18 protein-coding genes and 1 pseudogene are annotated in these 23,005 nt (G+C 53.9%); 14 read left to right on the top strand and 5 right to left on the bottom strand.

The genetic code is table 11. From position 1 onward, the window contains the following. Nucleotides 1–5: 5 nt before the first annotated feature. On the bottom strand, nucleotides 6–494 hold the full coding sequence (gene yhhY, locus SK34_RS10100; RefSeq protein WP_003023469.1) for an N-acetyltransferase: 489 nt from the start codon (nucleotides 492–494) through the stop codon (nucleotides 6–8). Nucleotides 495–911: 417 nt separating this feature from the next. On the opposite strand from yhhY, the gene SK34_RS10095 reads away from it, so the two are divergent. From SK34_RS10095 to gntU, 5 genes are all read left to right on the top strand, one after another. Then, nucleotides 912–1,949 carry an oxidoreductase gene (locus tag SK34_RS10095; RefSeq protein WP_003837856.1) on the top strand — a complete coding sequence of 346 codons (1,038 nt, stop codon included), beginning with the start codon at nucleotides 912–914 and terminating at the stop codon, nucleotides 1,947–1,949. Nucleotides 1,950–2,072: 123 nt separating this feature from the next. After that, nucleotides 2,073–2,768, top strand: a complete 696-nt coding sequence (yhhW, locus tag SK34_RS10090) for a quercetin 2,3-dioxygenase (protein WP_003023472.1) — start codon at nucleotides 2,073–2,075, stop codon at nucleotides 2,766–2,768. A gap of 129 nt (nucleotides 2,769–2,897) precedes the next feature. Continuing rightward, nucleotides 2,898–3,893: a gluconate operon transcriptional repressor GntR gene (gene gntR / locus SK34_RS10085; protein WP_003023473.1), complete on the top strand. Its 996-nt coding sequence runs from the start codon at nucleotides 2,898–2,900 to the stop codon at nucleotides 3,891–3,893. Between the two features lie 141 nt (nucleotides 3,894–4,034). Then, nucleotides 4,035–4,565 (top strand): gluconokinase, encoded by a 531-nt coding sequence (gntK, locus tag SK34_RS10080; protein ID WP_003023475.1) that lies wholly within the window; start codon nucleotides 4,035–4,037, stop codon nucleotides 4,563–4,565. Continuing rightward, nucleotides 4,565–5,905, top strand: coding sequence for a gluconate transporter (gene gntU / locus SK34_RS10075; RefSeq protein WP_003023477.1), 1,341 nt, complete (start codon nucleotides 4,565–4,567; stop codon nucleotides 5,903–5,905). Before gntK ends, gntU begins: the two co-directional genes overlap by 1 nt. On the opposite strand, the pseudogene SK34_RS25180 reads toward gntU, so the two are convergent. The 3 genes and pseudogenes from SK34_RS25180 to yhgN all read right to left on the bottom strand — a co-directional run. After that, nucleotides 5,828–6,007 (bottom strand): annotated as a pseudogene (locus SK34_RS25180) (MarC family protein); the annotation flags it as partial. The gene gntU and the pseudogene SK34_RS25180 sit on opposite strands and share 78 nt — an antisense overlap. Further along, complete coding sequence (locus SK34_RS10070) at nucleotides 6,001–6,447, bottom strand: lipoate--protein ligase family protein (RefSeq protein WP_003023478.1); 447 nt, start codon at nucleotides 6,445–6,447, stop codon at nucleotides 6,001–6,003. The gene SK34_RS10070 and the pseudogene SK34_RS25180, both read right to left, overlap by 7 nt. Before the next feature lie 1,027 nt (nucleotides 6,448–7,474). Next, the gene (yhgN, locus tag SK34_RS10065) at nucleotides 7,475–8,068 is read right to left on the bottom strand and encodes an NAAT family transporter YhgN (protein WP_003023480.1); all 594 of its coding nucleotides are present in this window, start codon (nucleotides 8,066–8,068) and stop codon (nucleotides 7,475–7,477) included. Between the two features lie 191 nt (nucleotides 8,069–8,259). Between yhgN and asd the strand changes: the two genes are divergently transcribed. From asd to glgP, 6 genes are all read left to right on the top strand, one after another. Further along, a complete protein-coding gene (gene asd / locus SK34_RS10060) occupies nucleotides 8,260–9,366 on the top strand; it encodes an aspartate-semialdehyde dehydrogenase (protein ID WP_003837862.1) in 1,107 nt (368 codons plus the stop codon). Nucleotides 9,367–9,639: 273 nt separating this feature from the next. Continuing rightward, the gene (glgB, locus tag SK34_RS10055) at nucleotides 9,640–11,826 is read left to right on the top strand and encodes a 1,4-alpha-glucan branching enzyme (RefSeq protein WP_016151109.1); all 2,187 of its coding nucleotides are present in this window, start codon (nucleotides 9,640–9,642) and stop codon (nucleotides 11,824–11,826) included. After that, nucleotides 11,823–13,799: a glycogen debranching protein GlgX gene (gene glgX, locus SK34_RS10050; protein ID WP_048232936.1), complete on the top strand. Its 1,977-nt coding sequence runs from the start codon at nucleotides 11,823–11,825 to the stop codon at nucleotides 13,797–13,799. The genes glgB and glgX overlap by 4 nt, the downstream gene beginning before the upstream one ends. Nucleotides 13,800–13,813: 14 nt before the next feature. Further along, nucleotides 13,814–15,109, top strand: a complete 1,296-nt coding sequence (glgC, locus tag SK34_RS10045) for a glucose-1-phosphate adenylyltransferase (protein WP_003023489.1) — start codon at nucleotides 13,814–13,816, stop codon at nucleotides 15,107–15,109. Further along, nucleotides 15,109–16,542, top strand: coding sequence for a glycogen synthase GlgA (glgA, locus tag SK34_RS10040; RefSeq protein WP_003023490.1), 1,434 nt, complete (start codon nucleotides 15,109–15,111; stop codon nucleotides 16,540–16,542). Before glgC ends, glgA begins: the two co-directional genes overlap by 1 nt. A 19-nt stretch (nucleotides 16,543–16,561) precedes the next feature. After that, nucleotides 16,562–19,009, top strand: a complete 2,448-nt coding sequence (gene glgP / locus SK34_RS10035; protein ID WP_003023492.1) for a glycogen phosphorylase — start codon at nucleotides 16,562–16,564, stop codon at nucleotides 19,007–19,009. A gap of 90 nt (nucleotides 19,010–19,099) precedes the next feature. On the opposite strand, the gene glpD is transcribed toward glgP, so the two are convergent. Next, nucleotides 19,100–20,608 carry a glycerol-3-phosphate dehydrogenase gene (gene glpD, locus SK34_RS10030; protein ID WP_003023494.1) on the bottom strand — a complete coding sequence of 503 codons (1,509 nt, stop codon included), beginning with the start codon at nucleotides 20,606–20,608 and terminating at the stop codon, nucleotides 19,100–19,102. 198 nt (nucleotides 20,609–20,806) lie between these two features. Here glpD and glpE point away from each other — a divergent pair, with 198 nt between their 5' ends. From glpE to SK34_RS10015, 3 genes are all read left to right on the top strand, one after another. Further along, nucleotides 20,807–21,133 carry a thiosulfate sulfurtransferase GlpE gene (gene glpE / locus SK34_RS10025; protein WP_003023495.1) on the top strand — a complete coding sequence of 109 codons (327 nt, stop codon included), beginning with the start codon at nucleotides 20,807–20,809 and terminating at the stop codon, nucleotides 21,131–21,133. 170 nt (nucleotides 21,134–21,303) lie between these two features. Beyond that, nucleotides 21,304–22,134 carry a rhomboid family intramembrane serine protease GlpG gene (glpG, locus tag SK34_RS10020; RefSeq protein WP_003023496.1) on the top strand — a complete coding sequence of 277 codons (831 nt, stop codon included), beginning with the start codon at nucleotides 21,304–21,306 and terminating at the stop codon, nucleotides 22,132–22,134. A 95-nt stretch (nucleotides 22,135–22,229) separates the two neighbouring features. Next, complete coding sequence (locus SK34_RS10015) at nucleotides 22,230–22,988, top strand: DeoR/GlpR family transcriptional regulator (protein ID WP_003023499.1); 759 nt, start codon at nucleotides 22,230–22,232, stop codon at nucleotides 22,986–22,988. Nucleotides 22,989–23,005: the final 17 nt, after the last annotated feature.

Genomic DNA, 23,005 nt, shown 5'->3' with positions numbered 1-23,005 from the left:
TAAATTTATTTCACGCGTGCCATAAAATATGCATCCACGTACTCGCCGTTGCGCAGGCCGTATTTCTTACCTGTCCCTTCGATCTCAAAGCCATGCTTTTTATAGACCGCAACCGCAGGTTCGTTATCCACAAACACTGTTAACTCGATACGGTCGACGCGCAGCCAGTTGTCGCACATGTCGATCATCGTACGGAGAAGCGCGCTGGCAACACCGCGATTCTGCCAGCGGGCATCAACGCAGATACCAAAATCGGCCACGTGGCTGCGGCGCGGGCGCTGCGCGACCTCAATACAGAGATGTCCGACGACGATATCGTCAATGCACGCGACCAGTTGTTTGATTCCGACCCGTTCGGTTAGTCGCTCTTGCCACATCTCCATGGAAGGATGAGGAACCTGTAGCGTGTTGTGATACACCTCTGGCTGGGCATGGATCTGACGAATTGCGTCGTAATCTTTCGGTTCAGCGTGGCGTATCACTATCTCACTCATTCCTTATCTCCTTCAGGGTTAATTGAGTCTTTACCCTCGCTGAGAAAGAAAATTCCGTCAACTGCATTTTTTTGCAAAAAGAAGTAGACAAGTGCGAATGAGAATGATTATTATTGCTCTGCGTTCAGGGGAACCCCTACGGAGAACCTGAAAGCACGACATTGCTCACATTGCTTCCAGTATTACTTTAGCCAGCTTTTGCTGGCTTTTTTTTTTGGGGTTTTGTTTCAGCCTGGCTTACTTGTCATTTTGTCCCCGGGATGATGCCGGATGGCGCTTGCGCTTATCCGGCCTACGGCTGAGACCTGGGTTTTGTAGGCCGGATAAGGCAACGCCGCAACCGGCAAAGAATCCAACATTCAGTCTCCAGCCGCTTTGCGCTATGGTGTAGACAATCACCTTCAAAAGGACTGTCTCATGACCTTACACTGCGCATTTATTGGTTTTGGTAAAAGTACCACTCGCTACCATTTGCCGTACGTCCTCAACCGCAAGAATAGCTGGCATGTCGCGCATATTTTCCGCCGTAACGCCAGGCCGGAAGAGCAGGCCCCGCAGTATTCACATATTCACTTCACCAGCGACCTCGACGAGATCTTAAACGATCCGCAGGTGAAGTTAGTGATCGTTTGTACCCATGCTGACAGCCATTTTGACTACGCCAAACGTGCGCTGGAGGCGGGTAAAAACGTGCTGGTTGAGAAACCGTTCACGCCGACGCTGGCAGAAGCAAAAGTGCTGTTCGAACTGGCGCAAAGCAAAGGGCTGACCGTTACGCCGTATCAGAATCGTCGTTTTGATTCCTGCTTCCTTACCGCCAAAAAGGCGATTGAGAGCGGCAAGCTCGGCGAAATTGTTGAGGTTGAAAGCCATTTCGATTACTACCGTCCCGAGGCGGAAACTAAGCCGGGACTGCCGCAGGACGGCGCATTTTATGGCCTGGGCGTACACACCATGGATCAGATTATCTCGTTGTTCGGACGCCCCGATCATGTGGCCTATGACATCCGCAGCCTGCGTAATAAAGCGAACCCGGACGATACCTTTGAAGCGCAACTGTTCTACGGTGACCTGAAAGCCATTGTTAAAACCAGTCATCTGGTGAAAATCGACTATCCGAAGTTTATCGTCCATGGCACCAAAGGCTCGTTTGTGAAGTACGGCATCGACCAGCAGGAAACCAGTCTGAAGGCCAATATCATGCCAGGTGAGCCAGGTTTCGCTGCTGATGATTCCATCGGAATGCTGGAGTATGTCAACGATGACGGCATCACAGTAAAAGAAGAGGTGAAGCCGGAGGTGGGGGATTACGGTCGCGTCTATGATGCGCTGTACCAGACGCTGACCGCCGGTACGCCTAATTACGTCAAGGAATCTGAAGTTCTAACTAACCTGGAGATTCTCGAACGCGCCTTCGAACAGGCATCTCCGGCGACGATAACCCTCGCCAAATAGCCTGCACAGACTCCTCTGGGTTTATTCATATTTTTTGAACAGAGGAGTCAATTTTCACCCTCTATGATCCCAGGCGGATTGAGTCCACACTTACTCCATCGAAAACATCTGGGGGTGAACACAATGATCTATTTACGCAAAGCTAACGACCGCGGTCATGCGAATCATGGCTGGCTCGATTCCTGGCATACCTTCTCTTTTGCCAACTACTATGACCCGAACTTTATGGGGTTCTCGGCACTGCGCGTGATTAACGATGACGTGATTGACGCAGGCCAGGGCTTTGGCACTCACCCCCATAAAGACATGGAAATCCTGACCTACGTGCTGGAAGGCGCGGTGGAACATCAGGACAGCATGGGCAACAAAGAGCAGGTTCCGGCCGGAGAGTTTCAGATTATGAGCGCCGGGACGGGGATCCGTCACTCGGAGTACAACCCGAGTAATACTGAGAAGCTGCATCTGTATCAGATCTGGATCATGCCGCAGGAAAACGGTATTACGCCGCGCTATGAACAGCGCCGTTTCGATGCCGCTCAGGGTAAACAACTGGTGCTGTCGCCTGATGCCCGCGATGGCTCACTGAAAGTGTACCAGGATATGGAGCTGTACCGTTGGGCGCTGGTCAAAGATGAGCAGTCGGTACATCAGATTGCCGCTGAACGTCGCGTCTGGATCCAGGTCGTTAAAGGCAACGTCACCATTAACGGAACCAAAGCGACCACCAGTGACGGTCTGGCAATCTGGGATGAACAGGCAATTTCTATTCATGCCGACAGCGACAGCGAAGTGTTATTGTTTGATCTGCCGCCAGTCTAACGTGCTGTAACCTGATGTAGGCCGGATAAGACGCGAAAGCGTTGCCATCCGGCTTTTCATCGTTTGTCATTAATTCCGTGCGTCCGTGGTAAACTGGGGGAATCTATCCCTTTTTAACGCTTCAGGACGATGAAAAAGAAAAGACCCGTACTTCAGGATGTAGCCGACCGCGTGGGCGTGACCAAAATGACGGTCAGTCGCTTTTTGCGTAACCCGGAGCAGGTCTCCGTGGCGCTGCGGGGCAAAATTGCCGCTGCACTTGATGAGCTGGGTTATATTCCCAATCGCGCTCCTGATATCCTTTCTAACGCCACCAGTCGCGCTATCGGCGTGTTGTTACCGTCTCTCACTAACCAGGTTTTTGCTGAAGTGTTACGCGGCATTGAGGCCGTCACCGACGCCCATGGTTATCAAACTATGCTCGCGCACTACGGCTATAAGCCAGAGATGGAACAAGAGCGCCTGGAATCGATGCTGTCGTGGAATATCGATGGCCTGATCCTCACCGAACGTAGCCATACGCCTCGTACGCTGAAAATGATTGAGGTCGCCGGTATCCCGGTGGTTGAGCTGATGGACAGCCAGTCCCCGTGCCTGGATATCGCCGTCGGTTTCGACAACTTTGAAGCCGCGCGCCAGATGACTGCCGCTATCATCGCCCGCGGGCACCGTCATGTTGCCTATCTTGGCGCACGTCTTGATGAACGTACTATCATCAAACAGAGAGGCTACGAGCAGGCAATGCGCGATGCCAACCTGGTGCCGTACAGCGTGATGGTGGAACAGTCTTCTTCCTACTCCTCCGGTATTGAACTCATCCGTCAGGCGCGGCGCGAATACCCGCAGCTCGACGGCATTTTCTGTACCAACGATGACCTGGCGGTAGGGGCGGCCTTCGAATGCCAGCGTTTAGGGCTGAAAATCCCGGATGACATGGCGATTGCCGGATTCCACGGTCACGACATCGGACAGGTGATGGAGCCGCGTCTGGCGAGCGTGCTCACGCCGCGTGAACGCATGGGCAGCATTGGTGCTGAACGCCTGCTGGCGCGCATCCGTGGTGAAGCAGTCACACCTAAAATGTTAGATTTAGGTTTCACCTTGTCACCGGGCGGATCTATTTAAGCCAACAAGTTTGAAGTAGCTCACACTTATACACTTCGAGCACGAATGGATATTGCTTCTCTATTTATCCGGCTGGACAATGTTACCGATAACAGTTACCCGTAACAATTTCCAGATTCTTGTACCAGTGGGGGCAACGCTTTGAGCACGACTAATCATGATCACCACGTTTACGTTCTGATGGGCGTATCGGGCAGCGGTAAATCTGCTGTCGCCAGCGAAGTGGCGCATCAACTGCAGGCCGCGTTTCTTGATGGCGATTTTCTCCATCCGCGCAGCAACATCATGAAAATGGCTTCCGGTGAGCCACTCAACGATGATGACCGTAAACCGTGGTTACAGGCGCTGAATGACGCCGCTTTTGCGATGCAGCGTACCAACAAGGTTTCGCTGATCGTCTGTTCCGCTCTGAAAAAAGTCTATCGCGACCAGCTACGCGACGGTAACCCGAACCTCTCTTTCATCTATCTGAAAGGGGATTTTGACGTTATCGAAAGCCGTCTGAAAGCGCGTAAAGGCCACTTCTTCAAAACGCAGATGCTGGTGACCCAGTTTGAAGCGCTGGAAGAACCAGGTGCGAATGAAAACGATGTACTGGTGGTCGATATCGATCAACCACTGGACGGTGTGGTCGCCAGCACCATTGAGGTTATTAACCAGGGCAGTAAGTAGTGAGTACATTAACGCTTGTTTTAACAGCAGTAGGGTCCGTTTTATTACTGCTGTTTTTAGTGATGAAGGCGCGTATGCACGCCTTCCTTGCTTTGATGGTGGTGTCTATTGGTGCAGGTCTCTTTTCCGGTATGCCGCTCGATAAAATCGCCGCGACTATGGAAAAAGGGATGGGAGGCACGCTCGGTTTCCTGGCGATTGTTGTGGCGTTGGGGGCGATGTTCGGCAAGATTTTGCATGAGACCGGCGCAGTCGATCAAATTGCCGTCAAAATGCTGAAATCCTTCGGCCACAGCCGCGCACATTACGCGATTGGCCTGGCCGGGCTTATCTGTGCGCTACCGCTGTTCTTTGAGGTGGCGATTGTGCTGCTGATCAGCGTGGCGTTCTCGATGGCGCGTCACACCGGTACCAACCTGGTTAAATTAGTCATTCCGTTGTTTGCAGGCGTAGCGGCGGCTGCGGCGTTTTTACTGCCGGGGCCAGCGCCGATGTTGCTGGCTTCGCAGATGCACGCTGACTTTGGCTGGATGATCCTGATTGGCCTGTGTGCCGCGATTCCGGGCATGATTATCGCCGGACCACTGTGGGGTAATTTCATCAGCCGTTACGTTGAGCTGAACATTCCTGATGACATTACCGAGCCGCATCTGGGCGAAGGTAAAATGCCGTCCTTCGGCTTTAGCTTGTCGCTGATCCTGCTGCCGCTGGTATTGGTTGGTCTGAAAACCATCGCCGCGCGCTTTGTGCCGGTTGGTTCTTCAACTTACGAATGGTTTGAGTTTATCGGTCACCCGTTTACCGCGATTCTGGTTGCTTGTCTGGTGGCGATTTACGGTCTGGCGATTCGCCAGGGTATGCCAAAAGACAAAGTGATGGAGATCTGCGGTCATGCGCTGCAACCGGCGGGGATTATCCTGCTGGTGATTGGTGCAGGTGGCGTGTTTAAACAAGTGCTGGTTGATTCCGGCGTCGGTCCGGCGCTGGGCGAAGCGTTAACCGGAATGGGCCTGCCGATTGCCATTACCTGCTTCGTGCTGGCGGCAGCGGTGCGTATCATTCAGGGTTCCGCGACTGTGGCCTGCTTAACGGCGGTCGGTCTGGTGATGCCGGTGATTGAACAGTTAAACTTCTCCGGCGCACAGATGGCGGCACTGTCTATTTGTATCGCAGGCGGCTCGATCGTGGTCAGCCACGTTAACGACGCCGGTTTCTGGTTGTTCGGTAAATTTACCGGCGCAACGGAAGCACAAACGTTGAAGACCTGGACGATGATGGAAACCATCCTCGGTACGGTCGGCGCGATTGTCGGTATGATTGCTTTCCAGCTGTTGAGCTGAGTCTTGTTGCCCGGTGGCGCTTGCGCTTACCGGGCCTGGAAATGAGCACACATCCACATCGTAGGCCGGGTAAGCGCAAGCGTCACCCGGCTTTTTTACAGCACCATCACACCATCCTCGGTTTTCAACCAACGCGGCGCTTTCAGCGTGTCGGCGAAATAGCCCACCAAATCCTGCAGCAAATCACCCGCTACTCGCTCCATATCATCAGAAAGCGTTTTGCTCATCAGTAAATGCGTCAAAAGCTGGCAGTAACGCCCCATCTGGTCTGTCTCAGGCTCGAAAAGGGGAAAACGGGTCGGGAATGTTTCTACCGTCAGACTGGCCTGCAGATGCTGCGGTACAGGCTCCGTTAAGGTCGGTTGCAATAACGCGAGACAGGCCGACAGACGTGCACAAATCGCCAGTTTTTCAACCGGGTCATGGCATTCAACCAGTCCTTCGACAAAACGCTCGCAGTTATCCGCCAGTTCGGTGAAATCCGTGGCATGGCTAAAGGGCAGGGTAAATAAAGAGTGTGAAAAGAGAGGGGTAGTCGCCATAGGGCAGCCTCCAGTATGTTTTATTTAAACCACCACCGGAGAGGCTAATCTCGCGGGTGGCAGAATCGAGCGGAGTTAGCCTTACCGGTCATACTGGATACCGGCGCGTCTTGCGACGCCCCCGCTCGACCCGCCATTGAGACGAAATCGGTCGCACGACATAGAAGTATATGTCGCCAGTATGATTTTCAGAAGGCTAATTCTGACACCTGATTTTGCAGGTGCAGCGAGAAGATAAGGCTAATCCACGATGCTGACAAGAGGGCATTCCGGAAGGCGCTTCGCAGAAATGAAAATACGTTATATCAGTAACTTAAAAGCATAAGGAATACCTGAAATTACAGCGCAATGCCGTTCAGTTAAACATGTAGGGTGAACATGTGATTATTGCTCAGGTTTCCGTTCACCTCAGTGGTGTCATTTCTCTGAAGCGCTGATACCCGTGAACGTGCAAGGGAGGCTCACCGCCGCCTCCCTTGCAACCCAGGCTCCCGGCGGGAAAATCGTCGCTGCGCGAGTTATTCGTCTTATTCCGTCTGCCTGTCGGGTCGGGGCCGAGCCTGCATCCCTGCAGGCCGTCCCCTCTGCCCGCATCCCTGCGGGCAGCCCCGGTCAGCCGTCAACGCCTCATCGATTTTCAGCCGGACCAGGGTGTCGCTTCAGCGATCTGGCTTTCAGCTATATCCGTTTTGCTGTTCAGAGGTATTCAAGTAAAAGCTCAGGTGGTCAGGTGTGGGCTGGTCCGGCTGAAAATTGCCGACGCGTTTCCGTAAGGCCGGGAGAACCCGCAGGGATGCGGGTTCAGGGCGCGTTTTGCATGGACGCTGCCTCGCGCCCGGCCCGGTAGCCTGGAGGAATAAGTGGAGGGAACCACGAAGTGGCAATTTTCCTGCCGGGAGCCGGGATTGTTAAGGGGGCTGCGTAGCCCCCTTAACACGTTCACTGGTGACGAGATCTCAGAGAAGCAATGAACATAACGTGAACGGAATCGTTCTCTGAAATGCCATGCTCTCCAGCTTCAAAACGGTCACCCCTTCATCCACATCCGTACGCCGTCGAGGAACATCTGGGTGGCCATCATCACCAGAATCAGCCCCATCAGGCGCTCCAGCGCGTTCACCCCTTTCTCCCCCAGCAGACGCAAAAACAGCGACGACTGCAACAGAATCACAAACGTACCGCCCCAGGCGATCAGCAGGGCGATTACCAGATGCCCCATCTGATTAGGATACTGATGCGACAACAGCATTAGTGAAGCCAGGATTGTCGGACCGGCTACCAGCGGGATCGCCAGCGGAACGATAAACGGCTCTTCACCCGCCGGAAGCCCGGTGCTATTCCCGGTGGCGCTGGGGAAAATCATCTTAATGGCGATCAGGAACAAAATGATGCCCCCGGAGATAGAAACGGTTTCCGCGCGCAGGTTAAGAAATGCCAGAATTTTCTCGCCCGCAAACAGGAATATCAGCATCACCAACAGCGCAATGAACAGCTCGCGAATCATAATCGCGCGGCGGCGTTTTGGTTCGGTATGTTTCAATACGGACATGAAAATGGGCAGATTTCCGAGTGGATCCATAATCAGGATCAATAAAACTGCCGCTGAAATGATTTCATTCATAACTCAAATTCCCTGATAATTACCACGGACTTTCTGCTTGCTTGCGCAGCGGGATAAGTCGCATTACTGATGGCTTCGCTATCATTGATTAATTTCACTTGCGACTTTGGCTGCATTTTGTATGGTGAAGGATATGCCACCAGGACACTGGCATACATACACAGCACACATCTCTGCAGGAAAAAAACGCTATGAAAAATGTTGGTTTTATCGGCTGGCGCGGTATGGTCGGCTCTGTTCTCATGCAACGCATGGTTGAGGAGCGTGACTTCGACGCCATTCGCCCTGTTTTCTTTTCTACTTCCCAGCTCGGGCAGGCGGCACCGACATTCGGTGGAACCGCGACCGGCACGCTTCAGGACGCTTTTGATCTGGATGCGCTGAAGGCGCTCGATATCATCGTGACCTGTCAGGGCGGCGATTATACCAACGAAATCTATCCAAAGCTTCGTGAAAGCGGTTGGCAGGGTTACTGGATTGACGCGGCCTCTTCGCTGCGTATGAAAGACGACGCCATCATTATTCTCGATCCGGTTAACCAGGATGTCATCACCGATGGCCTGAATAAAGGTATTAAGACCTTTGTCGGCGGTAACTGTACCGTTAGCCTGATGCTGATGTCCCTTGGTGGCCTGTTTGCCAATGACCTGGTCGACTGGGTCTCCGTGGCGACCTATCAGGCGGCTTCCGGCGGCGGCGCGCGTCATATGCGCGAGCTGTTGTCTCAGATGGGTCATCTGTATGGCCATGTGGCCGAGGAGCTGGCGACCCCTTCCTCTGCTATTCTCGACATTGAACGTAAAGTGACGACCCTGTCCCGTAGCGGTGAACTGCCGGTTGATAACTTTGGCGTACCGCTGGCCGGTAGCCTGATTCCGTGGATCGACAAACAGCTCGATAACGGTCAGAGCCGTGAAGAGTGGAAGGGACAGGCGGAAACCAACAAAATTCTCAACACGTCTTCCGTGATCCCGGTTGATGGTCTGTGCGTGCGCGTCGGCGCGCTGCGCTGCCACAGCCAGGCGTTCACCATCAAACTGAAAAAAGATGTGTCTATTCCGACCGTGGAAGAACTGCTGGCGGCGCACAACCCGTGGGCGAAAGTAGTACCAAACGATCGTGAAATCACCATGCGTGAGTTAACCCCGGCGGCCGTTACCGGCACGTTGACCACGCCAGTAGGTCGTCTGCGTAAGCTGAATATGGGACCGGAGTTCCTGTCAGCCTTTACCGTAGGTGACCAGCTGCTTTGGGGTGCTGCGGAGCCATTGCGCCGCATGTTACGTCAACTGGCGTAATGGTTTGTTAATGATCAAAGGGTGCTGAGTCACCCTTTTTTTTGCGTAATACAGGAGTAAGCGCAGATGTTTCATTTTTTACCAGGAGTAAGATAAAGCATTGGCTATTCTTTAAGGGTGACTTAGTACCGGAGGTATTAAGTTGTTGCCTGAAGGTGGGACGACGCAGAGAGGATGCACAATTGTGCTGCGCCGTTCAGGTCAAAAAAAGTGTCGCTACCTGATGTCGAAAATCAGTTGGAAGGGGTGACACCATAAAACAGGATGACAACCATGTCCGTTCGTATCGATAGAGACGTGATTAATGCGCTAATTGCAGGCCATTTTGCGGATCCTTTTTCCGTACTCGGTATGCACCAAACTGACGCTGGACTTGAAGTCCGCGCCCTATTACCTGACGCCACCGAAGTGTGGGTGATCGAACCCAAAACCGGACGCAAAGTCGGCAAGCTGGATTGCCTCGACTCTCGTGGTTTTTTCTGTGCAGTACTTCCCCGCCGTAAAAATTTCTTTCGCTATCAGTTGGCCGTTGTCTGGCATGGACAGCAGAATCTGATTGATGACCCTTATCGTTTTGGCCCATTGATCCAGGATATGGATGCCTGGCTGCTATCTGAAGGTACGCACCTGCGACCTTACGAAACGCTGGGCGCGCATGCGGATACCATGGATGGCGTAACCGGCACGCGCTTCTCCGTCTGGGCGCCTAACGCTCAACGCGTGTCAGTGGTTGGGCAGTTCAACTACTGGGATGGCCGTCGCCACCCGATGCGCCTGCGCAAAGAAAGCGGTATCTGGGAGCTGTTTATCCCCGGCGCGCAGCATGGCCAGCTGTATAAATATGAGATGATCGATGCCAACGGTAAGCTGCGAATCAAAGCGGACCCTTACGCCTTCGAAGCGCAAATGCGCCCGGAAACCGCGTCGCTTATCTGTGGTCTGCCGGAAAAAGTGGTGCAAAGCGAGGAGCGTAAAAAAGCCAACCAGTTTGATGCGCCAATATCTATCTATGAAGTGCACCTGGGTTCATGGCGTCGTCATACCGATAACAACTTCTGGCTGAGCTACCGCGAGCTGGCGGATCAGCTGGTGCCTTACGCCAAGTGGATGGGCTTTACCCACCTTGAACTGTTGCCGATTAACGAGCATCCGTTCGACGGTAGCTGGGGTTACCAACCTACCGGCATGTATGCGCCGACCCGTCGATTTGGTACGCGCGATGACTTCCGCTATTTTGTGAATGCCGCGCATCAGGCGGGGCTGAACGTCATTCTTGACTGGGTGCCGGGCCATTTCCCGTCGGACGACTTTGGTCTGGCAGAGTTTGATGGCACCAGGCTGTATGAGCACAGCGACCCGCGAGAAGGGTATCACCAGGACTGGAACACGCTGATCTACAACTACGGTCGCCGTGAAGTCAGCAACTATCTGGTGGGCAACGCCCTGTACTGGATTGAGCGCTTTGGTATCGACGCGCTGCGCGTGGATGCCGTGGCATCGATGATTTATCGCGACTACAGCCGTAAAGAAGGTGAATGGATCCCAAATGAATTTGGCGGTCGTGAAAACCTCGAAGCCATTGAGTTTTTACGCAATACCAACCGTATTCTTGGCGAACAGGTGCCTGGTGCGGTGAGCATGGCGGAAGAGTCCACTGATTTTGCTGGCGTTTCAAGACCGCAGGACATGGGCGGTTTAGGGTTCTGGTATAAGTGGAACCTCGGCTGGATGCACGACACGCTGGACTACATGAAGCTGGATCCGGTTTATCGCCAACATCACCACGATAAGCTGACCTTCGGCATGCTGTACAACTACACCGAGAACTTTGTCCTGCCGTTGTCGCACGATGAAGTGGTGCACGGCAAGAAATCGATTCTCGACCGCATGCCGGGCGATGCGTGGCAGAAGTTTGCCAACCTGCGCGCCTACTACGGCTGGATGTGGGCCTTCCCAGGCAAGAAACTGCTGTTTATGGGCAACGAGTTTGCGCAGGGACGTGAATGGAACCATGACGCGAGCCTCGACTGGCACCTGCTGGAAGGCGGTGATAACTGGCATCACGGCGTACAGCGTCTGGTGCGTGATCTGAACCTCACCTATCGTCATCACAAAGCGCTGCACGAGCTCGACTTTGACGCCTATGGCTTTGAGTGGCTGGTGGTGGATGACAAAGAACGTTCGGTGCTGGCTTTCGTGCGTCGTGACAAGGTCGGCAATGAAATCATCGTGGTCAGTAACTTTACGCCTGTGCCCCGCCACGGCTATCGCTTCGGTATCAATCAGCCGGGGAAATGGCGTGAGATCCTCAATACCGATTCGATGCATTACCACGGCAGCAATACTGGCAACGGCGGTGCGGTGCACAGTGATGAAATCGCCAGTCATGGTCGTCAGCATTCACTGAGTCTCACGTTGCCGCCGTTGGCAACGATCTGGCTGGTTCGGGAGGGGGAATGACGCAACTGGCAACCGGCAACGCCACCCCCCATGGTGCAACGTATGACGGCCATGGCGTTAATTTTACTCTCTTCTCAGCCCACGCTGAACGCGTTGAATTATGCGTATTTGACGAGGACGGTTGCGAACTCCGCTACGACCTGCCGGGGCGTAGCGGCGATGTCTGGCACGGCTATCTGGCCAACGCCCGGCCCGGTCTGCGCTATGGCTATCGCGTCCATGGCCCATGGCAACCGCAGCAGGGCCACCGGTTTAACCCAGCCAAGCTGCTGCTCGACCCTTGCGCCCGTCGGGTGGATGGCGAGTTAAAAGATAACCCGCTGCTGCACGGCGGGCTAAATGAACCGGATCACCATGATAATGCCACTATCGCGCTGAAGGGCGTGGTGGTGTCCGACCATTATGACTGGGAGGATGATGTCCCGCCGCGCACGCCGTGGGGCAATACCGTGATTTACGAAGCGCATGTCAAAGGGTTGACGTATTTGCATCCTGACCTGCCGGAAGAGATTCGCGGAACCTATAAAGCGCTGGGTCATCCGGTGATGATCGACTATTTCAAGCGTCTCGGCATTACCGCGCTGGAGCTGCTGCCGGTGGCGCATTTTGCCAGCGAACCGCGACTTCAGCGGCTGGGCCTGTCGAACTACTGGGGCTACAACCCGGTGGCCATGTTCGCGCTGCATCCGGCCTATGCCTGCTCGCCGGAGAGCGCGCTTGATGAGTTTCGCGACGCGGTAAAAGCGCTGCACAAAGCGGGGATTGAGGTCATTCTCGATATCGTTTTGAACCACAGCGCCGAGCTGGATCTCGAAGGGCCTGTCTTCTCGCTGCGCGGAATTGATAACCGTAGCTATTATTGGATCAGGGACGATGGTGATTACTACAACTGGACCGGTTGTGGGAACACCCTCAATTTGAGCCATCCTGGCGTTGTGGAATACGCATGTGAATGCCTGCGCTATTGGGTTGAAACCTGCCATGTAGATGGTTTTCGTTTTGATTTGGCTTCCGTCATGGGGCGTACACCTGCGTTTCGTCAGGATGCGCCGCTGTTTACCGCGATCCAAACCTGTCCGCTGCTCTCACGCGTGAAGCTGATTGCGGAACCGTGGGATATTGGTGAAGGCGGGTATCAGGTGGGGAATTTCCCCCCTCCGTTTGCCGAGTGGAATGACCATTTCCGCGATGCGACGCGGCGCTTTTGGCTCCAGCGTAATCTCTCGTTGGGCGAGTTTGCCGGGCGTTTTGCCGCATCCAGCGATGTGTTTAAACGCCAGGGCCGCAAACCCAGCGCCACGGTCAATCTGGTGACCGCGCACGACGGTTTTACGCTACGCGACTGTGTGTGCTTCACAAATAAGCACAATGAAGCGAATGGTGAGGAAAATCGCGACGGCACTAGCAATAACTACAGCGACAATCATGGTAAAGAAGGATTAGGCGGCACGCTGGACCTGATTGAGCGGCGGCGCGACAGCATTCATGCGCTGTTAACCACGCTGTTGCTCTCCCAGGGGACGCCGATGTTGCTGGCGGGCGATGAGCATGGTCATAGCCAGCACGGCAACAATAACGCTTATTGTCAGGATAACGCCTTAACGTGGCTGGACTGGCAGCAGGCAAACAGTGGGCTAACCACATTTACCGCCGCGCTGATTCATCTGCGCCGGCAAATCCCAGCATTAACAGGGGATTGTTGGTGGGAAGAGGGCGATGGCAATGTTCGTTGGCTGAATAAGTACGCACAACCCTTAAGTGCGGATGAGTGGCAAAACGGCCCGAGGCAGATGCAAATCCAGCTTTCAGACCGTTTTCTGATTGCAATAAACGCCACGCTTGAGGTGACAGATATCGTTTTACCTGAAGGGGAATGGCATGCCATTCCCCCATTTGCCGGAGAGGATAATCCGGTGCTTACGGCTGTCTGGCAGGGACCTGCGCACGGACTGTGTGTGTTCCAGAGAAGATAAAAAAGGAGTTAGTCATGGTGAGTTTAGAGAAGAACGATCGTGTAATGTTGGCGCGCCAGCTGCCATTAAAATCTGTTGCCCTGATCCTGGCCGGTGGCCGCGGTACCCGCTTAAAAGATTTGACCAACAAACGTGCCAAACCTGCTGTGCACTTTGGCGGTAAGTTCCGCATTATCGATTTTGCCTTATCCAACTGTATTAACTCCGGGATCCGCCGTATTGGCGTGATCACCCAGTACCAGTCCCATACGCTGGTGCAGCATATTCAGCGCGGCTGGTCGTTCTTTAGCGAAGAGATGAACGAGTTTGTCGATTTGCTGCCTGCCCAGCAGAGAATGCAGGGTGAAAACTGGTATCGCGGTACGGCGGATGCGGTGACCCAAAACCTGGACATCATTCGACGCTATAAAGCGGAATACGTGGTGATCCTCGCGGGCGATCATATTTATAAGCAGGACTACTCACGCATGCTGATCGACCACGTCGAGAAGGGCGCGCGTTGCACCGTGGCCTGTATGCCAGTGCCTATTGAAGAGGCCAGCGCGTTTGGCGTGATGGACGTGGACGACACCGATAAAATTATCGAGTTCGTTGAAAAACCCGCCAATCCGCCAGCCATGCCAGGCGACCCGACCAAATCTCTTGCCAGTATGGGGATCTACATTTTCAACGCCGATTATCTGTATGAACTGCTGGCGGAAGATGATCTCGATGAAAAATCCAGTCACGATTTTGGCAAAGACATTATCCCGAAAATCACCGAAGCTGGCATGGCGTATGCACATCCATTCCCGTTGTCCTGCGTGCAGTCTGACCCGGAATCCGAACCGTACTGGCGCGATGTGGGGACGCTGGAAGCCTACTGGAAGGCGAACCTTGATCTGGCTTCGGTGACGCCTGAACTGGATATGTACGACCAGGACTGGCCAATCCGAACGCACATGGAATCGCTGCCACCGGCGAAATTTGTGCAGGACCGTTCCGGTAGCCACGGAATGACGCTGAACTCGCTGGTTTCTGGCGGATGCATAATTTCAGGTTCGGTGGTGGTGCAGTCCGTTCTGTTCCCGCGAGTGCGGGTGAATTCATTCTGTAACATTGATTCGGCAGTGTTGTTACCTGAAGTGTGGGTGGGACGTTCGTGCCGCTTACGTCGTTGCATTATCGACCGCGCCTGCGTTATTCCTGAAGGCATGGTGATAGGTGAAAACGCGGAAGAAGATGCGCGTCGTTTCTACCGTTCAGAGGAAGGCATTGTGCTGGTCACGCGTGAAATGCTGCGCAAACTGCAGATCAAACAGGAGCGATAATGCAGGTTTTACACGTTTGTTCAGAGATGTTCCCCCTGTTAAAAACTGGGGGACTGGCGGATGTTATTGGGGCGTTACCTGCCGCGCAAATTGCGGACGGCGTGGATGCCCGCGTGTTGCTCCCGGCGTTTCCAGATATTCGTCGCGGCATTCCCGATGCACAGGTCGTGACGCGTCGCGATACCTTCGCTGGACGTATCACGCTGCTTTTCGGGCATTTCAACGGCGTGGGTATTTACCTGATTGACGCGCCGCATCTTTACGACCGTCCCGGTAGCCCGTATCACGACACCAACCTGTTCGCTTATACCGATAACGTCCTGCGTTTTGCGTTGCTTGGCTGGGCCGGATGTGAAATGGCCTGCGGCCTTGACCCATTCTGGCGCCCGGATGTGGTGCATGCGCACGACTGGCATGCCGGTCTGGCCCCAGCGTATCTGGCGGCGCGCGGCCATCCGGCGAAATCGGTGTTCACCGTACACAACCTGGCTTATCAAGGCATGTTTTATGCAAAGCATATGGATGACATCCAATTGCCATGGTCGTTCTTTAATGTGCACGGGCTGGAGTTTAACGGCCAGATTTCGTTCCTGAAGGCAGGGTTGTACTACGCAGACCACATTACGGCAGTGAGTCCAACTTACGCGCGGGAGATTACCGAGCCGCAGTTTGCCTATGGTATGGAAGGTCTGTTGCAGCAGCGTCATCGGGAAGGACGGCTTTCCGGCGTGCTGAACGGTGTGGATGAAAAAATCTGGAGCCCGGAAACCGACCTGCTGCTGGCGTCGCGCTATACGCGTGACACGCTGGAAGAAAAGGCGGAGAACAAACGTCAGCTACAGATCGCGATGGGACTTAAGGTTAACGACAAAGTGCCTCTGTTTGCCGTAGTCAGCCGTCTGACCAGTCAGAAAGGGTTGGATCTGGTGTTGGAGGCTCTGCCGGGTCTGTTAGAGCAGGGGGGGCAACTGGCGTTACTTGGCGCGGGCGACCCAGTATTACAGGAAGGTTTCCTCGCCGCGGCGGCGGAACATCCGGGCCAGGTGGGCGTGCAGATTGGCTATCACGAAGCCTTCTCGCACCGCATCATGGGTGGGGCCGATGTGATATTGGTTCCCAGCCGTTTTGAGCCATGTGGCTTAACGCAATTGTATGGACTGAAGTACGGCACGCTGCCGCTGGTGCGGCGCACCGGTGGGCTGGCTGATACGGTCTCTGACAGTTCGCTGGAAAACCTGGCGGACGGTATCGCCAGTGGGTTTGTATTTGAAGATAGTAATGCCTGGTCGCTACTACGTGCGATCCGGCGTGCTTTCGTATTGTGGTCCCGGCCTTCGCTGTGGCGGTTTGTACAACGCCAGGCCATGACCATGGATTTTAGCTGGCAAGTCGCGGCGAAGTCATACCGTGAGCTTTACTATCGCTTGAAATAGTTATCCAGGAATCACCTATATGAATGCTCCATTTACTTATGCATCGCCCACACTCAGCGTAGAGGCACTTAAGCATTCTATCGCCTACAAGCTGATGTTCACGATTGGTAAGGACCCGGTCATTGCCAATAAACATGAGTGGCTGAACGCCACATTGTTCGCGGTGCGCGATCGTCTCGTGGAGCGCTGGCTGCGTTCTAACCGTGCGCAATTGTCACAGGAAACTCGACAGGTTTATTACCTGTCTATGGAGTTTTTGATTGGCCGCACGCTTTCCAATGCACTGTTATCGTTGGGTATTTATGACGATGTCAAAAATGCGCTGGAAGGTATGGGGTTGGATCTTGAAGATCTGATCGATGAAGAAAACGACCCAGGCCTAGGCAACGGTGGCCTCGGGCGCCTGGCGGCCTGCTTCCTGGACTCACTGGCAACGCTGGGACTGCCGGGACGCGGCTACGGTATTCGTTATGACTACGGCATGTTCAAGCAAAACATTGTTGATGGCCGACAGAAAGAGTCGCCGGACTACTGGCTGGAATACGGTAACCCATGGGAGTTCAAACGCCACAATACGCGCTACAAAGTGCGCTTTGGCGGGCGTATACAGCAGGAAGGCAAGAAAACGCGCTGGATAGAAACCGAAGAGATCCTCGCGGTTGCCTACGACCAGATTATCCCCGGTTACGACACCGATGCCACCAACACGCTGCGCCTGTGGAATGCCCAGGCCAGTAGCGAGATCAACCTCGGTAAATTTAACCAGGGCGACTACTTTGCGGCGGTGGAAGATAAAAACCACTCCGAGAACGTCTCCCGCGTGCTCTATCCGGATGACTCCACCTATTCAGGACGCGAGCTGCGCTTGCGCCAGGAGTATTTCCTGGTCTCCTCCACGGTGCAGGACATTCTGAATCGTCATTATCAACTGCACAAAACCTACGATAATCTGGCGGATAAAATCGCCATTCACCTCAACGACACCCATCCGGTGCTGTCGATCCCTGAGCTGATGCGTCTGTTGATTGATGAGCACAAGTTCAGTTGGGATGATGCGTTTGAAGTGTGCTGTCAGGTTTTCTCGTATACCAACCACACTTTGATGAGCGAAGCGCTGGAGACCTGGCCGGTGGATATGCTGGGCAAAATTCTGCCGCGCCATCTGCAAATCATTTTTGAGATTAACGACTACTTCCTGAAAACGCTGCAGGAGCAGTATCCGAACGATACCGGTCTGCTGGGGCGGACGTCGATTATCGATGAATCTAACGGCCGCCGGGTGCGTATGGCATGGCTGGCGGTCGTGGTGAGCCACAAGGTTAATGGTGTGTCTGAACTGCACTCCAACCTGATGGTGCAGTCGCTGTTTGCTGACTTTGCGAAGATCTTCCCGACCCGCTTCTGCAACGTTACCAACGGCGTGACGCCGCGTCGCTGGCTGGCGCTGGCTAACCCGCCGCTCTCTGAGGTGCTGGATGAGAATATTGGCCGCACCTGGCGTACCGATCTCAGCCAGTTGAGCGAGCTTGAACAGCACTGCGATTTCCCGTTGGTGAACCAGGCGGTACGCCGAGCGAAGCTGGAGAACAAAAAACGTCTGGCCACGCTCATTGCCCAGCAGCTTAACGTGGTAGTGAATCCGAAATCGCTGTTTGACGTACAGATCAAGCGTATTCACGAATACAAACGTCAGCTGATGAACGTGCTGCATGTGATCACCCGCTACAACCGCATTAAGGCCGATCCTGACGCCGAGTGGGTGCCGCGTGTGAATATCTTCGCCGGTAAAGCGGCTTCGGCCTATTACATGGCGAAGCACATCATTCATCTGATCAACGATGTCGCGAAAGTGATCAATAACGATCCGCAAATTGGCGACAAACTGAAAGTGGTGTTTATCCCCAATTACAGCGTCAGCCTGGCGCAGGTGATAATTCCTGCTGCCGACCTGTCTGAGCAGATTTCACTGGCCGGGACCGAAGCCTCCGGGACCAGTAATATGAAATTTGCGCTGAATGGCGCGTTGACCATTGGTACGCTGGATGGTGCCAACGTCGAGATGCTGGAACATGTGGGCGCAGAAAATATCTTTATCTTTGGTAATACGGCGGAAGAGGTTGAGGCTTTGCGTAGTCAGGGCTATAAGCCGCGTGAATATTACGAGAAAGACGAGGAACTGCACCAGGTGCTGACGCAGATCGGCAGTGGCGTATTCAGCCCAGAGGAGCCGGGACGCTATCGCGACCTGGTGGACTCATTGATCAACTTTGGCGACCACTATCAGGTGCTGGCGGATTATCGTAGTTACGTTGATTGTCAGGATAAGGTTGATGAACTGTATCGTCATCCGGAAGAGTGGACTACTAAGTCGATGATTAATATCGCCAACATGGGCTACTTCTCGTCGGACAGGACGATCAAAGAGTACGCCGAAAACATCTGGCATATTGATTCGGTGCGGTTGTAAAACACGAGGCCGGGGGCGCTGCGCTTGCCCGGCCTACGTTTATGCACCTTTGTAGGCCGGATAAGGCGTCGCCGCCATCCGGCATTTTTATCAGGACGCCAGCGACAGCTGGTGCTTCTCAATGTATTCAGCCAGCCACTGGGTCATGCGCGACTGCTGCTCAGCGTTCAGCCACATACCTTCTTTCGTGCGACGCCACAACGCATCTTCCGCACGACGAACCCATTCGTGATCGACCAGATATTTCAGCTCGGCCTCATAAAACTCATGGCCAAAGTCTTCACCTAACTCGGCAAGCGAGGTGGCTTCGCCGATGACCCATTCGGTGTTGCTGCCGTAGGTGCGAGAATAATGGCGCGCCAGCGACTCGGTCAGGAACGGGTAGCGACGGCGCAGTTTGGCCGCGTAGTCTTCGCGATCGCCGCCAATGTCACCGCCTGGCAGAATGCACTCTTTGGTCCACGCCGGACCAATTCCCTGATAGTACGATGCCAGTTTTTCCATCGCGTGTTCAGCCAGCTTACGATAGGTCGTCAGCTTACCGCCAAAGACCGACAGCAGCGGCGCTTTGCCGTTTTCGTCGTGGATATCCAGCGTGTAATCACGGGTGATTGCCTGCGGTGAGTCAGACTCGTCATCGCACAGCGGACGCACGCCCGAGTAAGTCCAGACGATATCATCACGGCCCAGCTGCTTCTTAAAGTGCGCGTTGTAAACCTTCAGCAGGTAATTGATCTCGCTTTCATCAATTTTCACCGCTTTCGGATCGCCTTTGTATTCAACGTCTGTCGTCCCGATGATCGAGAATTCGTCCATCCATGGGATAACAAACACAATGCGTTTATCTTCGTTTTGCAGAATATAAGCTTGCTTCTGGGTATGGACGCGCGGCACCACGATGTGGCTGCCTTTAATCAGACGAATACCGTACGGCGATGGCAGGTGCATACCGTCGTCAAAGAACTCTTTCACCCACGGACCGGTGGCGTTGACTAGGCCACGCGCCTGCCAGGTGTGTTTTTTGCCGGTATCGATATCTTCAGCTTCAACAATCCACAAACCGTTTTCACGGCGAGCAGAGGTGGCGCGAGTGCGGGTTAATACTTCTCCGCCTTTGCGTACGACCATTTGGGCGTTTGCCAAAACCAGTCGTGCATCGTCTACCCAGCAGTCAGAATATTCGAAACCGCGCACAATCTCAGGTTTCATTACAGAATCTGCGCCAAAACGCAAACCGGTAGAACTTGGCAAACTGGTGCGTTTGCCCAGATGATCGTACATAAACAAACCAATCCGGATCATCCACGCCGGACGCAGGTGCGGGCGGTGGGGCAGACGGAAGCGCATCGGGAAGGCGATGTGTGGTGCCATTTTCAACAGCACTTCACGTTCGGCCAGCGCTTCGCTCACCAGACGAAATTCGTAGTGTTCCAGGTAGCGCAGGCCACCGTGGATGAGTTTGGAGCTAGCGGAAGAGGTGGCGCAGGCTAAATCCTGCGCTTCCAGCATCAGCACGGATAAACCGCGTCCAGCGGCATCTGCCGCGATACCGGCACCGTTGATGCCTCCACCTATCACAATCAGATCTTTGGTTTCCATGCTGGCCTCTCGCACTTTCGTTATAGCTCATTAATGTTCGTTATCGAGCATAATAGCAAAGAATCGCGCCATTGGTAACATCGGATAAACAATTTACAGTGATACATATAACATTATGGCGTTTAACTGCCGTCGGGACGTACACTAAGCAGTAACATGTCCGAAAAGCGTCACCTGCCATATAAAGAAGAGAGAGCAATGGATCAGTTTGAATGTATTAATGTCGAAGAAGCGCATCAGAAGCTGCATCAGGGGGCGGCGGTGTTAGTGGATATTCGTGACCCGCAAAGCTATGCAATGGGCCATGCCCCACAGGCATTTCATTTGACGAACGACACGCTGGGATCATTTATGCGCGAGCATGATTTCGACACCGCCGTATTGGTGATGTGTTATCACGGCAACAGCAGTAAAGGCGCGGCGCAATATCTTCTGCAGCAGGGCTATGACGCGGTTTACAGCGTTGACGGCGGCTTCGATGCCTGGCATCGACATTTTCCGGCAGAAGTGGCATACGGTTCGTAAGGCTATACCCAAATTAATTCGAGTTGCATCGCGACGGCGACGCAGCGAATCTCCGGGAGCGTACGAACAGTACGTGACCGGAGTGAGCGAGGAAAGCCAACAAAGATGCAGCTCGAAGTAAGAAGGGTATATATACTGTCCTCTTTTGTGTGGATGAAGCGACAGCAACCATGTTGATGATTACCTCTTTTGCTAACCCCCGCGTGGCGCAGGCATTCGTTGATTATATGGCGACACAGGGCGTTATCCTGACGATTCAACAACATCAGCAAACGGATGTCTGGCTGGCGGATGAGTCCCAGGCTCAGCGCGTGCACGCTGAACTGGTGCGGTTTCTGGAGAATCCGGGCGATCCGCGCTACCTCGCAGCAAGCTGGCAGTCGGGTCAGACCGACAGCGGTCTGCGCTACCAACGTTATCCGTTCCTGGCCACATTGCGCGAACGCGCAGGTCCGGTAACCTGGTTGGTGATGGCCGCGTGTGTGTTGGTGTTTATCGCGATGAACGTGCTGGGCGACCAGGCTGTGATGCTCTGGCTGGCATGGCCGTTTGACCCTTCGCTGAAATTTGAATTCTGGCGTTATTTCACCCACGCTTTTATGCACTTCTCGCTGATGCATATTCTGTTCAACCTGCTGTGGTGGTGGTATCTCGGCGGTGCGGTTGAAAAGCGTCTGGGCAGTGGAAAACTGATTGTTATTACCGTGATCAGCGCCCTGTTGAGCGGTTATGTTCAGCAGAAATTTAGCGGCCCGTGGTTTGGTGGATTGTCTGGCGTGGTATATGCGCTGATGGGCTACGTGTGGTTGCGCGGCGAGCGCGATCCGCAGAGCGGTATTTTCCTGCAGCGTGGTTTGATTATCTTTGCCTTGATCTGGATTGTTGCTGGCTGGTTTGATCTATTCGGCATGTCGATGGCGAATGGTGCTCATATCGCCGGGTTGGCCGTGGGTTTGGCAATGGCGTTTGCCGATACTATAAATGTACGAAAACGAACTTGATTCAAGTTTTGTGGTACCGGAAGGCGGTGTGCGTTTGGACCAATTTGTAGGCCGGATAAGCGTCAGCGCATCCGGCAAAATTTCAGGGAACAATAATGAAGCAAACACAACGACATGACGCGATCATCGAGCTGGTAAAAAAACAGGGATACGTCAGTACTGAAGAGCTGGTGGAGCATTTCTCCGTCAGCCCGCAGACGATTCGCCGCGATCTTAACGATCTGGCCGATCAGAACATGATTTTGCGCCATCACGGCGGCGCGGCGTTGCCATCCAGCTCGGTTAACACCCCGTGGCATGACCGTAAAGCAACGCAGACGGCGGAAAAAGAGCGCATTGCTCGCAAAGTTGCCACGCAGATCCCGAACGGTTCTACGCTGTTTATTGATATCGGAACCACGCCGGAAGCGGTGGCTCACGCGCTGCTCAATCACAGCAATTTACGCATTGTGACCAACAACCTCAATGTGGCGAATACGCTGATGGCGAAAGAGGATTTCCGCATAATCCTCGCCGGTGGCGAACTGCGTAGCCGCGACGGCGGTATTATGGGCGAAGCGACCCTCGACTTTATTTCTCAGTTCCGTCTGGACTTCGGCATCTTAGGCATCAGCGGTATCGACAGCGATGGTTCGCTGCTGGAATTTGATTATCACGAAGTTCGCACCAAACGCGCGATCATTGAGAATTCACGTCATGTGATGCTGGTGGTGGACCACTCGAAGTTTGGGCGTAACGCGATGGTGAATATGGGCAGCATCAGCATGGTGGATGCGGTGTATACCGACACGCTGCCGCCTGCTGGTGTGATGCAGGTGATTGCTGACCATCATATTCAGTTAGAGCTGTGCTAAGGTAATTCCAGGCCTGA

It is taken from the genome of Citrobacter sp. MGH104 (assembly GCF_001034485.1).
In the GTDB taxonomy this organism is placed as follows: domain Bacteria; phylum Pseudomonadota; class Gammaproteobacteria; order Enterobacterales; family Enterobacteriaceae; genus Citrobacter; species Citrobacter freundii.
Note: the sequence above shows the minus strand (reverse complement) of the source record. Positions and strands in the feature narration are given on the sequence as shown.

Bases quoted from the DNA above. Each gene is read 5' to 3' on its own strand.
- yhhY (WP_003023469.1), bottom strand. From the start codon at position 494: ATGAGTGAGATAGTGATACGCCACGCTGAACCGAAAGATTACGACGCA.
- SK34_RS10095 (WP_003837856.1), top strand. From the start codon at position 912: ATGACCTTACACTGCGCATTTATTGGTTTTGGTAAAAGTACCACTCGC.
- yhhW (WP_003023472.1), top strand. From the start codon at position 2,073: ATGATCTATTTACGCAAAGCTAACGACCGCGGTCATGCGAATCATGGC.
- gntR (WP_003023473.1), top strand. From the start codon at position 2,898: ATGAAAAAGAAAAGACCCGTACTTCAGGATGTAGCCGACCGCGTGGGC.
- SK34_RS10070 (WP_003023478.1), bottom strand. From the start codon at position 6,447: ATGGCGACTACCCCTCTCTTTTCACACTCTTTATTTACCCTGCCCTTT.
- yhgN (WP_003023480.1), bottom strand. From the start codon at position 8,068: ATGAATGAAATCATTTCAGCGGCAGTTTTATTGATCCTGATTATGGAT.
- asd (WP_003837862.1), top strand. From the start codon at position 8,260: ATGAAAAATGTTGGTTTTATCGGCTGGCGCGGTATGGTCGGCTCTGTT.
- glgB (WP_016151109.1), top strand. From the start codon at position 9,640: ATGTCCGTTCGTATCGATAGAGACGTGATTAATGCGCTAATTGCAGGC.
- glgX (WP_048232936.1), top strand. From the start codon at position 11,823: ATGACGCAACTGGCAACCGGCAACGCCACCCCCCATGGTGCAACGTAT.
- glgC (WP_003023489.1), top strand. From the start codon at position 13,814: ATGGTGAGTTTAGAGAAGAACGATCGTGTAATGTTGGCGCGCCAGCTG.
- glgA (WP_003023490.1), top strand. From the start codon at position 15,109: ATGCAGGTTTTACACGTTTGTTCAGAGATGTTCCCCCTGTTAAAAACT.
- glgP (WP_003023492.1), top strand. From the start codon at position 16,562: ATGAATGCTCCATTTACTTATGCATCGCCCACACTCAGCGTAGAGGCA.
- glpD (WP_003023494.1), bottom strand. From the start codon at position 20,608: ATGGAAACCAAAGATCTGATTGTGATAGGTGGAGGCATCAACGGTGCC.
- glpE (WP_003023495.1), top strand. From the start codon at position 20,807: ATGGATCAGTTTGAATGTATTAATGTCGAAGAAGCGCATCAGAAGCTG.
- glpG (WP_003023496.1), top strand. From the start codon at position 21,304: ATGTTGATGATTACCTCTTTTGCTAACCCCCGCGTGGCGCAGGCATTC.
- SK34_RS10015 (WP_003023499.1), top strand. From the start codon at position 22,230: ATGAAGCAAACACAACGACATGACGCGATCATCGAGCTGGTAAAAAAA.